The organism is Psychromonas arctica DSM 14288 (assembly GCF_000482725.1).
In the GTDB taxonomy this organism is placed as follows: domain Bacteria; phylum Pseudomonadota; class Gammaproteobacteria; order Enterobacterales; family Psychromonadaceae; genus Psychromonas; species Psychromonas arctica.
Genome location: NZ_KI519480.1, coordinates 36,425 through 52,704, shown reverse-complemented (window position 1 = coordinate 52,704; position 16,280 = coordinate 36,425). Strand labels below are relative to the sequence as shown.

Annotated in this window: 10 protein-coding genes; 7 read left to right on the top strand and 3 right to left on the bottom strand. The window is 39.9% G+C overall.

The annotated features are described in order from the left end of the window. Positions 1–26 precede the first annotated feature (26 nt). Entirely contained in the window at positions 27–1,565 is a 1,539-nt protein-coding gene (locus H592_RS0116325) for a DUF3612 domain-containing protein (protein WP_028869705.1), read from the bottom strand. 211 nt (positions 1,566–1,776) lie between these two features. Here H592_RS0116325 and H592_RS0116320 point away from each other — a divergent pair, with 211 nt between their 5' ends. From H592_RS0116320 to H592_RS0116300, 4 genes are all read left to right on the top strand, one after another. After that, positions 1,777–3,933, top strand: a complete 2,157-nt coding sequence (locus tag H592_RS0116320; RefSeq protein ID WP_425414398.1) for a malate synthase G — start codon at positions 1,777–1,779, stop codon at positions 3,931–3,933. A gap of 87 nt (positions 3,934–4,020) precedes the next feature. After that, positions 4,021–5,616, top strand: a complete 1,596-nt coding sequence (locus H592_RS0116315) for an isocitrate lyase (protein ID WP_028869703.1) — start codon at positions 4,021–4,023, stop codon at positions 5,614–5,616. A 347-nt stretch (positions 5,617–5,963) separates the two neighbouring features. Continuing rightward, complete coding sequence (locus tag H592_RS24950; protein ID WP_425414397.1) at positions 5,964–6,320, top strand: hypothetical protein; 357 nt, start codon at positions 5,964–5,966, stop codon at positions 6,318–6,320. Positions 6,321–6,536: 216 nt separating this feature from the next. Then, positions 6,537–7,877, top strand: coding sequence for a DUF2254 domain-containing protein (locus tag H592_RS0116300; RefSeq protein ID WP_028869702.1), 1,341 nt, complete (start codon positions 6,537–6,539; stop codon positions 7,875–7,877). Positions 7,878–8,013: 136 nt separating this feature from the next. Here the strand turns inward: H592_RS0116300 and H592_RS0116295 are convergent, their stop codons facing one another. Continuing rightward, the gene (locus H592_RS0116295) at positions 8,014–8,958 is read right to left on the bottom strand and encodes a LysR family transcriptional regulator (protein WP_028869701.1); all 945 of its coding nucleotides are present in this window, start codon (positions 8,956–8,958) and stop codon (positions 8,014–8,016) included. Positions 8,959–9,087: 129 nt separating this feature from the next. Here H592_RS0116295 and H592_RS0116290 point away from each other — a divergent pair, with 129 nt between their 5' ends. From H592_RS0116290 to H592_RS0116275, 3 genes are all read left to right on the top strand, one after another. Continuing rightward, the gene (locus H592_RS0116290; RefSeq protein WP_028869700.1) at positions 9,088–10,263 is read left to right on the top strand and encodes an efflux RND transporter periplasmic adaptor subunit; all 1,176 of its coding nucleotides are present in this window, start codon (positions 9,088–9,090) and stop codon (positions 10,261–10,263) included. After that, the gene (locus H592_RS0116285) at positions 10,263–13,409 is read left to right on the top strand and encodes an efflux RND transporter permease subunit (protein ID WP_028869699.1); all 3,147 of its coding nucleotides are present in this window, start codon (positions 10,263–10,265) and stop codon (positions 13,407–13,409) included. Before H592_RS0116290 ends, H592_RS0116285 begins: the two co-directional genes overlap by 1 nt. Positions 13,410–14,005: 596 nt before the next feature. Continuing rightward, entirely contained in the window at positions 14,006–15,028 is a 1,023-nt protein-coding gene (locus H592_RS0116275) for a zinc-binding dehydrogenase (RefSeq protein ID WP_037072007.1), read from the top strand. A gap of 74 nt (positions 15,029–15,102) precedes the next feature. Here the strand turns inward: H592_RS0116275 and H592_RS0116270 are convergent, their stop codons facing one another. Beyond that, positions 15,103–16,053, bottom strand: a complete 951-nt coding sequence (locus tag H592_RS0116270; RefSeq protein ID WP_028869697.1) for an AEC family transporter — start codon at positions 16,051–16,053, stop codon at positions 15,103–15,105. Positions 16,054–16,280 lie beyond the last annotated feature (227 nt).

Here is a 16,280-nt window from a genome sequence, read left to right as displayed (position 1 = left end):
GTGCCAAAAATTTGATGCAAGTAATATTACATTTTTGGTATTGAGTAACAGCCAGGTTTACGTGGACAGACAGCACCACGCGAGCAAATTAAACGCGCTTTTTCTTCGATTCCTCGCTCTATCCAATTAATATTAAGAATACGAGCAACGGCAATTAACACCTTTTTTATATGCGCGGGGATCACTGCCTCGCCACCATTCTCAATACACAATTTTTTTAATTCGTTAACTAAAGCTAAAGCGTCATAACCTTGCGCAGTAATCGCTGGACTTAACTCAATACCTGCACACAACACATGCGATGCATCGGTTAAATCTTGGACTTTAATCGACTCACAACAATATATTTTTGGAATGTCACCATCATTCAAAATAGACAGTTGTGCTGCCGTGCCTTCCTGATTAGCCGCCAACATACGAAACACAGACCAATGCTGACAAGGGTCATTGACAATACGCATATTTCCCCAAGGCAGTGGAATACCATTTCCGCGATAGACCGCTTTGAGTTTACCGGGACTATAGGCATCAAAATAATGCCAATGAGGATAAGCGGAGACCGCTGTCATTCTGCGCATCACCACCGATGAAGAAACATCAATCACTTTACCGATATTAATTTCATAACCGTGCCTATCCAATAATTGTCTAAAAGCAACTTTAGGACATAACAAGGCAGCGGCAAAAAAGCTGCATTCAAAGTCACGCCAGGCATGTAAAATATCTTGAGATTCTAACTGGGTAGATGGGATCGAATTGTTTGGTCGCTTCTTTTGAACGTCATATTGTGCTCTATCCCCCGCGACCATAATACTTTTTTCACCATCATTGTTATGTAAAACACAGTGTGCAATATGTACCGCTAATTCATATTTCAAACGTGCCGAATTTTTTTTCAATTTTTTATTTAAATACACTGTAGATGGAGGTTGTAGATAAGAGGTCACCATACTTTTCATACTTTGAGATTGCTCGTCCTCGGATAAGTTTTTTTGATTTTCAAGGTCACTAAACCAACGAATACTTAATCCTTTTTGCTCAGCAATTTCTTGTAAATCTTCCACATATAACGGCATTCTTTTTTGCCCAACCTCCTCTGCTGCACGCTCTAGGTCAGGAAAATGATTTTGATGGTGCTCTTGGTATGCACGTATTAATAGGTGCGCAAATTGGCGTCCGGTGGTCCCCGTTTGAGATAGCATTTCAGGAATTGCTATTTGCAAAATATCTTGAGAAAACAAAAAACTAGGCTCAAGCGCCATGCCACTAATGCCGCCTCGGCTACCTTTTTCAGGCGTTAATTCATCGGGCGCTGGTGCATCATCTAAGAACCATTGCACATTTTTTTGAAAAACCTGTGCAATCACCTCTAACATTTCTTCACTAGGGATACGTTTTCCGCGCTCTATCATGGAAAGGTAAGAAACGGATGGTGCATTCTCAGGTGCTAATTTTACACACCTAGACGATAAATCATCCAAAGTTAAATGGTTACGTTTCCGTAAGTTACGGATTTTTGTACCGAGAAAATGCGACTGCCTAGTTAAACTTTTATTTGATTTCATTTGTAAAATTCACACTGTGTAATTTTCTTTGTGAAATTATATAAAAAAATAATCTAATATCTCTCACATCGGTCACAAAGCAAACAATCAGTAGTGAACGGTTAACGCGATGAAAAGCAAGTTTGTGATCAATGAGAGCGAATGGCCCGTTTCAAGTGTCGGTTTTCAACAATCACCAACAACGCATTAACTACCCCATATAAGGAATTAAATGATGAGCCTACTACAACAGCAACAGAATCAAATAGACCTTGGTTTTTACGATTTCATCAATAACCAAGTGCTACCCCAAACAGAGATTAATCCAACTAACTTTTGGTATGACTTTAATAGTTTAATTACTGATTTAACACCACAGAATGTCAGCTTACTTAGCATTCGCAAAAGCATGCAACAACAAATTAATCAATGGCATCGTAACAACCCTGCAAATGACCCGACTGAATACGAAGCTTTTTTACGCGAAATTGGTTACTTACAACCAGAAGTAGAAGATTTTTGTATTGAAACAGAAAATGTTGATGCAGAGATTGCAACGATGGCTGGACCGCAATTAGTAGTACCCGTTCAAAACGCACGCTTTACACTAAATGCAGCCAATGCAAGATGGGGTAGTTTGTACGATGCCTATTACGGTACCGATGCAATTGCGCCACTTTCTACAGAGCTAGGTTTTGATGCTCAACGTGGTGCAACTGTTATTGATGCAGCTAAAACATTTTTAGATGAAGCTTTCCCATTGAATAAAGGTTCGCACAAAGATGTGTCTAGCTACTTAGTTTATTTTCAACATCTGTTAGCTTTTTTCCCCGATGGTTCAGAAAGTGGTTTACGTAGTCCTTGTCAATTTGTGGCCTTTGATGGTTCAAAGCATGAACCAAAATATTTATTGCTTAAAAACAATGATTTACACGTCGGCATCACCATTGATAAATACGGAAAAATAGGCGCAAACGATATTGCAAATATTGACGATATTGAAGTCGAATCTGCCTTAACCACGATTGTTGACTTTGAGGACTCTATTGCAGCGGTTGATGCAGAAGATAAAGTCGATGCATATAAAAACTGGCTAGGGTTAATTAACGGAGATTTAAGCGCGACCTTTAAAAAGCAAGATCAGTTAATCACTCGCAATATGAACCCTGACCGCAGTTACACTGGTAAATGTGGCACCCCGTATAACGTACATGGCCGTTCATTGTTATTAGTACGCAATGTTGGACACTTAATGGGTACTGAGTTGATTAAAGACAGTGCTGGTAATAATGCGCCGGAAGGCATTGTTGATGCAGTAGTGACCTCATTGATTGCAAGTATCGATTTGCAAAAAACATCTGGGCTGCGTAATTCACGCACTGGCAGTATCTATATCGTTAAGCCCAAAATGCATGGCCCCGATGAAGTTGCTTTTACTAACCTACTTTTCGATCGTGTCGAGCAGATGTTAAACCTGCCAGAAAACACCATCAAAATGGGCATTATGGATGAAGAGCGAAGAACCACGCTTAATTTAAAAGCCTGCATCAAAGCCGCAAAATCACGTGTGGTATTTATTAACACCGGCTTTTTAGACCGCACAGGTGATGAAATCCATACCAGTAATGAAGCGGGTCCGTTTTACCCAAAAGCACAAATCAAGCAACAACCTTGGATCCAAGCATACGAGGACAATAATGTACAAGTTGGATTACGTTGTGGTTTTAGTGGCCGAGCACAGATAGGCAAAGGCATGTGGGCAATGCCCGATGAAATGCAACAAATGATGCAACAAAAAATCGCACACCCGCAATCGGGCGCTAATACAGCTTGGGTACCTTCCCCTACTGCAGCTACTTTGCACGCATTGCATTATCACAGTGTTGACGTCTTTAAGCAGCAGAAAGTAATTCAGCAACAGCCCGCAGCAAAATTACGCGATTTGTTGTGCATGCCAGTGATGCCTGCATCTATGGTCCTAACTGAAGATCAAATTATCAACGAATTAGAAAATAATATTCAAGGGATTTTAGGTTACGTGGTGCGCTGGGTTGAGTTAGGCGTGGGTTGTTCAAAAGTACCAGATATTAGCAACACTGGCTTAATGGAAGACCGCGCAACATTACGTATTTCTAGTCAACATATCTGCAACTGGTTACACCACAAAGTATGTAGTGCCCAGCAGGTTGAACAAGTTTTGAAGAATATGGCCAGCATAGTGGATACACAAAACCAAGGCGTTGCGGGTTACCAAAATATGATGCCGAATTTTTCTAACAATATGGCATTCAAAGCAGCCCGAGATTTAATCTTTAAAGGCGCACAACAACCTAACGGATATACCGAACCTTTATTACATGAATATCGATTATTTGCCAAAAATCACTAGCGCCTATTGCTCTTTCTAATTTTCGCTAGCGTTTATAACACCCTTAAAGTGCTTACATAACTTAATGACATCAAATGGAGAAATATCATGAACTATAGAACTGAAACAAATAATGCTCGCCAGTTTACTGAACAACAAGGACAAACGTGGAATGCCATTAATCCGGAATATATTGCACGTATGCGCTTACAAAACCGTTTTAAAACGGGCTTAGATATTGCCAAGTATACTGCAAAAATAATGCGTGAAGACATGGATGCATATGATGCTGACAGCAGCAACTATACGCAGTCATTAGGTTGTTGGCATGGTTTTATAGGTCAACAGAAGATGATCTCCATTAAAAAGCATTTTCAAACCACTAAAGGTACTTATTTGTATTTATCAGGTTGGATGGTGGCAGCGATGCGCTCTGAGTTTGGTCCACTACCCGACCAATCAATGCATGAAAAAACTACTGTACCTATGCTTATCGAGGAGTTATATACCTTCCTCAAGCAGGCAGATGCGCGCGAGTTAAACCATATTTTTCAGGAGTTAGACAGTGCCGTCGAGAGTGGCGATCAATTAGCACAACAAGCCATTCATAAACGCATCAATGAATTTGAAACACATATTGTGCCAATCATTGCCGATATTGACGCCGGCTTTGGTAACGAAGAAGCAACTTACCTATTAGCGAAAAAGATGATTGAAGCAGGTGCATGTTGTATTCAAATCGAAAACCAAGTTTCTGATGCAAAACAATGTGGTCATCAAGATGGTAAAGTAACGGTACCACACGAAGACTTCTTGGCAAAAATCAATGCCGTACGCTACGCGTTTATGGAGTTGGGAGTAGAAGATGGAATTATTGTTGCGCGGACTGATTCATTAGGTGCAGGCTTAACTCAAAAAATTCCTGTTTCGCAATATCCTGGTGATTTAGCTGAACAATATAACGATTTCATTGATGGTGAATCGTTAACGTCGTTAGATCAATTACAGTCAGGCGATATGGTATTAAGTCGAGGTGGAGAACTGATTAAACCAAACCGTTTAGCAAATGGTTTAGTGCGCTTCAAAGCAAATACTGGCGAAGACAGAGTGGTATTAGATTGTATTACCTCATTACAGCACGGTGCAGACCTATTATGGATTGAAACAGAAGCTCCTAACGTGCAACAAATTGCCGGCATGGTAAACCGTATTAGAGAAGTGGTGCCAAATGCTAAATTAGTTTACAACAATAGCCCATCATTTAACTGGACGCTTAACTTCCGCCAGCAAGTATTTGATGCATGGCAAGCCGCTGGTAAAGACTTATCCTCATACCAACGTGGAGATTTAATGAGTCAGTTGTACGATACTACCGAATTAGCAATAGAAGCGGATTTTAAAATCCAAAGCTTCCAAAAGGAATCGTCACAGCAGGCAGGGATTTTCCATCACTTGATCACCCTACCGACTTATCATACGGCGGCACTGTCTACGGATAACTTGGCCAAAGAGTACTTTGGTGAGCGAGGCATGCTAGCTTATGTTGATAATGTTCAGCGCAAAGAGATCAGAGAAGGATTAGCTTCTGTGAAACATCAAGACATGTCTGGTTCTAACATTGGTGATGATCACAAAGAGTACTTCTCAGGAGATCAAGCGCTGAAAGCATCCGGTGTCAATAATACTATGAGTCAATTTTCATAAGCAGAGGTCTATAAATGCTTGTTCATAAGTAATTACCAATAGGTACTTGAAGATAAGTAAAACACATAAGGCAATAATGCCAGACTGCGCCACTCAACAAAAAACCAATCCAAGCGATTGGTTTTTTTATAGCAACAGGAATAATAATGGAAATAAACATAAGAATGGAAATAAACATAGTAATAGTAACCAAAGTCTAAATAGATTAAGTGACTAAAAACAGAAATGTGTAAAAAACAATCAAAAGTCTAAATATTATGAAGCTCGCATTGATGTAGCTTAACTTCTTTTACTGTTAAAAAAGATATGTTGCTTAATACTCGTTGGCAATGAAAGTTAATCTATCAATGACCCAAAATACGTTATTAAATATGCTAAAAATATCAATCACCATCGGCTTATGTTTAATCGCATTGGGTATTTACTTACATTTTTTCAGTGAAAAAATGCATCAACTTGGTGCCACAGGCATTATTATCAGTGCAACCTGTATCGCAATAGGATTAATATTTTCCTTACCCACTAAAATATTTTTAACCATTCTATTAATGAAACGTGAAGCCGATAAAAAAGCCGCGCACATTTCCGGTAACGAAACTCCCCCTCCTCATAAAGGTGACCTTGAGAGTGGTATTGAAAGCAGTAGCAAAATTAGCCTGCACAAAAATCAGCAAACGAAAGCTTCAATACACTCACGACAATAGAGAGTTGAATTAGCAAATCTCTACCCACGACACAGTTTAATCAAACAATGCCTGAAAATAGAATAAATCATTGAAGATCAAGTAAATGTAAATTACTGTATTTTTTTGTATTATGAGTATTGCCATCAACATAGCCATGATCACTGTTATCAACATAGTCATGGACATAATGGCTCACACTCTCCACTTTCATTAGACTGCGTAAAGGAAATCACCATGCAATCTCCTATTTCAACAGATCGTTTACGCTTTTTACTCAATAGGTTACGGGAGCGCCTTTGGGTCAGACCATTAGCCGTTTGTTTAATATCGATTGCAGCAGTTTTTACCGCAAAACTGGCTGATGATAGTGGGTTAGCAGACTTTGTTCCCGAAGTCACGCTAGACTCAATCGAAACGCTGTTAGCGATCATGGCAAGCAGCATGTTAATGATCGCCACTTTTTCTGTATCCTCGATGGTATCAGCCTATGCATCAACCAGTAATACAGCAACACCACGCTCCTTTAGTTTAGTGGTCGCAGATGATGTATCACAAAATGCATTATCGACCTTTGTAGGTGCTTTTATTTTTAGCGTAGTAGCATTAATGGCCGTTAAAAATGCTTACTTTGAAAAGCCTGGTTTATTCATATTATTTATTCTCACGGCAATGGTTTTCGCTATCGTTATTGTCACTTTTGTACGTTGGGTAGATAATATTGCTCGCTTAGGGAGGCTTGGCTCAACCATCGACAAAGTCGAAAAAGCCACTGCACGCGCTTTACAACAGCGCAAAAAATTCCCCACTTTGTGTGCAATGCCAGAAACAAGTACCGAATTACAAGGACAACCAATATTTACCTCTAGCGTCGGATATGTTCAACATATTGATATGGCCGCAATTCAAAGCTGGGCAGAAGAAACTCACTCACAGGTTTTAATTGCAGCACTACCCGGAACGCTAGCCGCTCCAGACCAAGCATTAGCTTACATCAGTAGTTCTGATCACCTCGTCAATAGCGCTGTACAGAATAAATCATCTCATGATAAACCAGCCATAGACTGCAGCAGTGTGATTAAAGCGTTTCAGATTGGAAATAATCGACTGTTTGAAGACGATCCTCGTTTTGGTCTGGTGGTTTTATCTGAAATAGCCGCGCGCGCCCTGTCGCCAGCAGTCAATGACTCAGGCACGGCGATCACCGTTATCAGCTCTCTATTACGATTGTTAACTCTGTGGAATGGGGCGAATGTTCAGCCAGGCCAAGAAACAGAAAGTGAGGAAGAGCAATACAAATATGACCGAATAGCAGTCCCGACTCTTTCCATGCAAGATATGTTTGATGATGCATTCACAGCGATTGCTCGAGATGGAGCAGGGGCGATAGAAGTGTCTGTGCGTTTGCAAAAAGCATTAAATACGCTGTCTGCAATCGGAGATACTGAAATGAATGAAGCGGCATTATATCATGCCCGTTTAGCATTAAAGCGAGCTCGACGAGCCCTTGATGTGGAGGAAGATATAGCCATTGTTGAAAAAGCCGCCAGCTTTTCAAAACATGCGAGCAAACAATAGCTTTACGCCTACAATTCTAAAAAATACATGCGAATATAAACTTAACGACGAAAAGTGTCAGAGCTTCTAAATCTATTAGAGCCTAAATATTTCAGGGCCCATAGGCCAAGAATATGCCGAGATAAGCAGTATTATTTTATCCCTTATAAAGGTTATCAAAATTTGGGATAGCCTCTTCCCAAATAGGCTTATCCTTACCAATAAACTCGCGTACCGCATCTAAAAATAAACGCGTTCTAACCGGTAAATCACGATGTGGGTAAACGGCATACATTGGGTTATATTCAACCATTTTAAGATCCGTTAACAAAGGGACTAAGGTGCCATCTTTTACTTCATCTTTAATTAGAAAAGAAGGTAATAAACCATAAGCGGTGCCCGAGAGTATTTTCATTTTTAATACTTCACCGTCGTTGGCCCTAAAAATACTACGCATCTTTTGCTCACAATCTCTGCCATCTTCATCTATATAGGAGATTCGATCTATTCTGACCTGCGAGTTAGCATAGCTGGCAGCGGGAAAGTCACTTAGATCTTCAATGTTTTTTGGAAGCCCATAGGTTTCAATGAATTCTGAAGTTGCTAAAATTAACCAACGATTACGCGCAATGGGTCTAGCAATCAATGAAGAATCTTTTGGTTTACCCACTCTAAATGCTAAATCAAATCCTTCAGAAACAATATCAACCAAACGATCATCTAAGCGCATTTCTACCTCAACCTGTGGAAAACGTTTTTGAAAATCATTAATCACAGGTTGTAAATAACGTTGCCCAATAATAGCGGAGGCGGTAATTTTTAATAAGCCACGGGGTTCTTGATGGTAATTTTCTGCCATCCGCAATGTTTCTGATAATACCTTCCGCAACTCAGTGGCTTGTTTAATCATTTCAGCACCGGCGGCGGTCAATGAAAATGATCGTGTGGAACGATTCAATAATCTCACGCCTAATTCATCTTCTAAACGGCCTATCTGTTTTGACATAACAGAGCGATCTACATTGCGAGCTTCAGCGGCTTTAGCAAAAGATCCTTGCTCAACCACTTCAAGTAACATCAAAAGGCGACTCGTCGTATCCATTTTTTCATCCAAAATAGTTAATTATTAAAACATTGATGCGATATTGGCATTAATGAAATTAAAAAACCATTCTTTTTTATCACGACTTAGTTTCGTATTATGCTCGCAATATTTTATTGGAGCCTCGTCATGAAGAAACACCTAATCGCCGCGTCTATTGCAGCGGCAAGCTTTACATTAATCAGCTGTGCTGAAGAACCAGTACCGGCAGTAAGCCAAGCACCTTTACAATCGATTGATGTTGCTGAGGTTTTAATTAAACCAACTCAAAGCTGGCACACCTACACGTCTCGCTTAGAGTCACCTGAAGAAGTCGCATTAATGCCGCGTATTTCAGGATTAATAGAAGAAATTAGCTTTAAAGAAGGCGACCATGTTAAGCAAGGCGATTTATTATTTAAATTAGATAGCCGCCCTTTTGCTGCGGTAGTGGCTAGCTTAAAAGCGCAAGTGATGAGCGCACAAGCGGCATTAAGCCAAGCAAAAAGTGAAGCAAAGCGTGCTGTTAGCTTGAGTCAACGTAAAGCTATTTCAACAGAAGAAGCTGAATCGCGCACATCAACATTGCGTCAACGCCAAGCACAACTTGCAGCATTACAGGCACAGCTGACAGCTGCACAATTAGATTTGGAATTTACAGCAATCCGCTCCCCTATTGATGGCGTGATCTCTCGCGCTAATATCACCAAAGGAAATAATGTTATTGCAGGGCAAAGCGTATTGACGTCAATTGTATCAAACAAAGCAATGTACGCTTACTTTGATGTTGATGAACGTACTTGGAACCGTTCATTTAATGATGTAACTGCATCAAGTAAGCAACAAGTTGTGATGCAAAAAGTAGGTCAAGAGAACTTTCCGTATTCAGGTTATATCAACTTCATTGATAACCGCATTAACTCTGCAACAGGTACATTACGTATCCGTGCTATTTTCCATGAAGCAAGCGATGAGTTACGTTCAGGCTCATTTGCACGTATTCGATTAGCGGCAAATGAAGTAACTAAACAGATAATAATACCGGATCGTGCCATTGGTACCGATTTAAAAAATCGCTTTGTTTTAACCGTCGGTGAAGGCGATATTTTACAATACAAATTAGTAGAAGTTGGCGAGCGTTACGGCAATCTACGCGCAATTTCATCAGGCTTAAAGAAAGGTGATGTTATTGCGGTTAACGGCCCAGCACGTGTCGGTCCGGGTATGCCGATTTCTCCAAATGTCACCATGATTGATAGTAGCAATGCTTCCTTTACGTTAAGTGAACCAGAACAACAATTAGCAGCAAGCCGTAAGGAACCATAATGAAATTTTCACACTTTTTTATTCAGCGCCCTATTTTTGCGGCTATGCTGTCATTGGTAATTTTAATTGCGGGTAGCATCTCGTTATTTCAATTACCAATCAGTGAATACCCTGAAGTTGTGCCTCCAACTGTGGTGGTGACTGCTAATTACCCTGGTGCTAATCCAACGGTTATTGCACAAACGGTAGCAACACCGCTCGAACAAGAGATCAACGGCACAGAAAACATGCTGTATATGTTTTCTCAAGCAACCAGTGATGGACGCATGACACTAACCGTTACTTTTGCTCTGGGTACTGACCTTGACCGTGCACAAACGCAAGTACAAAATCGCGTCAATAGTGCATTGCCACGTTTACCAGAAGAAGTGCAACGATTAGGTGTGGTAGCAGAAAAATCTTCGCCAGATTTAACCATGGTAGTGCATCTTTTTTCACCTGAAAAAACACACGATTCAACCTACTTATCTAACTATGCTGACTTATATGTAAAAGACCAGTTAGCGCGCTTAGGGGGTGTGGGTGATGTACGCTTATTTGGTGGTGGTCAATATTCAATGCGCGTTTGGCTAAATCCCGATGCATTAGCCGCTCGTGAAATAACAGCAATGGACGTTATACTTGCATTACGTGAGCAAAACCAACAGGTTGCAGCTGGTAGTTTAGGTGCTCAACCCGCGGTAACGGACAGTCAATTTCAAATTTTATTGAATGTAAAAGGTCGTCTTGAAAGTGTTGAAGAATTTGAACAAGTTATTATTAAAGTCGGTAAAAATGGCCAATTAACCCGTCTGAATGATGTTGCTCGCATTGAGTTAGGACAAGATAATTATTCTCTTAGGTCGATGTTAGACAGCCAACCTGCACTGGCTATTCCAATCTTCCAGCGCCCTGATGCCAATGCCATCGACTTATCAGATCAAGTGCGTGAGACAATGAAGCAACTATCTAAAGCCTTTCCGGCTGGGGTAGAATACGATATCGTTTACGATCCAACTATTTTTGTTCGTGATTCTATTGATGCCGTTATTGAGACATTACTTGAAGCTATCGCACTCGTGGTGATTGTTGTTATCCTGTTTTTACAAACATGGCGTGCATCTATTATTCCACTTATTGCTGTACCTGTTTCTTTAATTGGTACCTTTGCAGTTATGAACTGGTTGGGTATTTCTATTAATACACTGTCATTATTTGGCTTAGTACTGGCGATCGGTATTGTGGTGGATGATGCGATTGTGGTGGTAGAAAATGTTGAACGAAACATTGAAAAAGGCTTATCACCAATAGAGGCAACGCGTGTTGCAATGAGTGAAGTAACCGGCCCCATTATTGCGATTGCATTGGTGTTATGTGCGGTATTTATTCCAACAGCATTCATCAGCGGTTTATCGGGTCAATTCTACAAGCAGTTTGCACTGACGATTACTATTTCGACAGTGATCTCGGCATTTAACTCATTGACGCTATCTCCGGCTTTATCTGCATTACTGCTTAAGTCTCACGATAGCGAACCGGATCGACTCACTCGCTTTTTAAATGCACTATTTGGACGTTGGTTATTTAAACCATTTAATAAATTGTTTGACCGTGGTGCACAGGGTTACCAAAAACTAGTTAAAAAACTAATACGCATGGCAGTGGTTGTAATGGTCGCTTATGTTGCTTTATTAGGTGGAACGATTAGCTTATTCAACTCTGTACCGGGTGGGTTTATTCCACCACAGGATAAACAATACCTAGTGGCGATTGCGCAATTACCGGATGCTGCAAGTTTAGATCGTACTGAAGCAGTAGTGAAAGAGATGGAAAAAATTGCACTGAAAGTGCCCGGTGTAGCGCATACCGTTGCTTTCCCTGGTTTATCGGTGAATGGTTTTACTAATAGCCCCAACAGCGCCATTATATTTACCACATTAGATGCATTTTCTGAACGTACTGATCCAAGTCGATCTGCGATGGCTATTGCTGGAAAATTAAACCAACAGTTTACTGCTATCGATGAAGCTTTTGTTGCCGTATTCCCACCACCGCCAATCCAAGGTTTAGGAACAACAGGTGGTTTCAAATTACAGATTGAAGACCGTAACAACAAAGGTTTTGAAGCTTTATTTGATAGCTTACAAGCAGTAATAGGCAAAGCACGTCAAGATCCAGCTCTGACAGGACTCTTTTCAAGCTTCCGCATTCAAGTTCCACAAATGGATATTGACGTCGACCGTGAGCAGGCATTAATTCAAGGTATTCCATTAGATGAAGTGTTTAATGCATTACAAGTCTACTTAGGCTCGGTATATGTTAACGATTTCAATTTATTTGGCCGTACCTATAAAGTAAATGCACAGGCAGAAGCTGAATTCCGTGAAGATCCATCACAAATTCTTAATTTGAAAGTGCGTAATCGACGCGGTGATATGGTGCCACTAGGTTCAGTGTTAACCGTTACACCAGCAATTGGTCCAGACCGTGTAATGCATTACAACGGTTACCCAAGTGCTGAACTAAATGGTAGCCCAGCGCCTGGTTACAGCTCAGGCCAAGCGCAACAAGCGATTGAAAAGATTCTAGCGGATACGTTACCGTCAGGTATCACATACGAATGGACAGATGTTACCTTCCAACAAATATTAGCAGGTAATACCATGGTTTATGTATTCCCGTTAGTTGTGTTGTTAGTGTTTATGGTACTGGCTGCACAATATGAAAGCCTGCGTTTACCGCTAGCAATTATTTTGATTGTACCAATGACCATCTTCTCAGCACTATTAGGAGTGTGGTTGGTTGACTCAGATAATAATATCTTTACTCAGATTGCTTTGATTGTATTAGTTGCATTAGCATCCAAAAATGCAATATTAATGGTCGAGTTTGCTAAAGATAGAAATGATCAAGGACTCTCTCATTTAGATGCCATGATTGAAGCGTGTCGCATGCGTTTACGCCCTATTTTAATGACCTCTATCGCATTTACTGCGGGTGTTATTCCATTAGTATTAGCCACTGGCGCGGGTTCAGAAATGCGTCATGCCATGGGTAATGCAGTGTTTGCAGGAATGATCGGAGTGACAGTGTTTGGTTTATTATTTACGCCAGTATTTTATATGCTAATGAGTAAAACTAAGCAGAAACAAAAACAAATACAGTAAAAACAAATTGGTAAGCTAGGGATATATACCTAGCTTACTATTGTATTTTGATGATAGTGCTTTACCTAATGATAATGCTTTGCCTGATGTTTTTTTACCTGGTGATAAAGTCATTATGCATCAGTTATGCATAGTCAACTCAGCAGCTTGAAACATATCAACATTCAGACTGTTTTCATCAATATACTATTTTGTTGTATTAAAAGTTTTTAAAGAAAAACATAAATATTGTGCTTTTGTTATTCACATCAATGTTGCACATCAATTTATTAGATAAAATTATTTTAAATCAATATGTTAGTTCTTAGTAAAGAGCTGACATATTAATATAAATTAGTTCAAACTAGCATTAATTAGATTATATATACAGGTTATACCTGCCTCAAAGCTGATCAAAATATCAGTAAAGGTAAGGTTGAGTAAGTCGATAAATAAATGACTCGAGAGGATGACTCCTAACGTCGTTATAACCTAATTTAAAGCATTTTTTTGAATATAAAACAGGATGTTGTCACCGTACGAAATTACAAATCGTACATTTTAACATTGCTTATATAGGTGCTTTCCTTATAGGCCTTAAGAGATAGAGTTTAACCATGACAATAGCAAATACTACAATAAACACCCCATCAACAATGTCCGGCATTGTACTAGATGAACCTAAACAACAGATCACTTTATCAAAAGTGACCTTACCGATACCTGAATGTGCTGATAACGAATTATTGATTAAAGTAGAGTATGCAGGATTAAACTCAGTCGATGCACTCTTCGCAACAACGGGCTTTGCTCAGTGGCAATACCCTCATGTCTTAGGGTTAGACGCTGTTGGTGTGGTGGTCGATGCCAAAAAAGGAGTTTATCCCAATATCGGTGATCGAGTTATGTGGCATGCTAGCCTTGCTGATCAAGGCGTATTAAGTGGTTATGCAAAAGTGACTAATTGTGCAGTTTCCGTTGTGCCAAACAGCATACCTGCTATTACCGCAGCAGCCTTACCTTGCGCTGGTATGACGGCATTAATTGCATTAGAAAAGCTTGATGTTACAGATGGTGAAGCGATCTTTATAGACGGAGGTGCAGGTGCCGTTGGACAATTTGCGATTCAATTTGCAAAACAACGTGGTGCTACGGTTTTTGCTACAGCTTCGCCACATAATCACAAATTACTTAAAAAATTAGGTGCCGATGCAGTATTTGATTATCACGACAAAAAGTTCTGTGAAAAAATTCGTCGTGAATTAGGTCCACAGGGATTTGATGCAGTGATCGACACCATTGGCGGTGAAAACACCGTACGTAATATAGAGTTGATGCGTTTTTGTGGTCGTATTGCTTGTTTAAAAGCACTCCCAACCTTTGAACGTGAGCAAATGTTCCGTAAAGGTCCAACCATCTGCATTGTGTCGCTTGCTGGCGCTTGGCTTGCAAAGAGCTTATGTGCACAACAAAAAATGAGCTTTATGAGTAATGTATTACTTGAAGGTGTTGCTAGCGGAGAAATTAAAGTGCCACAAATAAGCACGGTTGATTTTACAGCTGATGCTGTTTCAGCAGCGCTACAAGGGCAACTTGATGGTAGCTTTACCGGCAAAAAAGTGGTTAAGATTAGCGCTTAGCATTGAAATAAGTATTGAGGCATAGCATTAAAACGATTGTTAAGCCTCAACATAGTATGACCAGCCCTGTTGCTTTACATCAACTGCAACCAATACAACAATGACACGCCAAGACTACAAGTAAGCAGTGAACCTATTGTCGTCATTGCAATCACATTTGCCGCTAAATCTGCATTATGGCCCATTGCTCGCGCCATCACATAACTTGCGGCTGCAGTTGGTGCAGCAGACATAAAGAAAACAATCCCCAACTCGACGCCAGTAAAACCAAACAAGTAGGCACCTCCCGTTATAAATATCGGTCCCACTACTATTTTTAATAGCGTCGAAAATCGGCAATTAAAACTATTATCTTTTAATGCTTGAATATTTAAGCTCCCTCCGGTGCATAACAATGCTAACGGTAAGGTCATATCTGAAAAGTACTGTCCGGTATTAATCACAATGTCCGGTACTGGAATGGCAAGAACAAAGAACACCAAACCGAGCATAATACCAATAATAAGGGGATTTTTAACAATTGATTTAAACACACTGATTAACATCACAGGATTAACGCCCTCTTTTTTAGGCGATAATATAATCACTGATAAAATATTGTATAGCATGGTATGAAAAGCCACATAAACAGCCGCTAATGCAATACCCGCATCACCATAAACATTTGCTACGTAGGCTAAACCGATGATCGCCGTATTACTGCGGAACGCGCCTTGAATGATCACACCATGATCCTGCCTATCTTTGACCCAATACTTGGTTACTAAGATGCTGAACAGAAAAAAAGTAAAATTTGCAATAATAGAGTAAACAATTAAAGGGAAGTCGATCTCTGCATCACGGTTTGTATTAATAATGCCAAGAAATAACAAAGTCGGTAGCGTGACTTTAAATACAACCTTCGATCCTGTTTCGATAAACGCATCGTTAATAGTACCGGTTTTTCTTAGCAACCAGCCTAAAAAGAGTAATAAGCAAATGGGACCAATAATAGAAAATGAAAATTGTAGTGACTCAAAAAACATATAACGCTCTCGAATTAGTGATGCCTATCAATAGATGACAATAGCGGATCAAGGATCTGCAAATAATAAGCTATTTTTAGTTAATATTTCGCGAAAATGAACAAGGATCAAACATTCACATTACATTAAAACTCACCATGCAGCGATAGTTATTGCTGATGATTAATCATGTCACTTTCAAAGCAACCAATTCAGAAAATAGGCGTTTATTTATATGATGCTGCAAA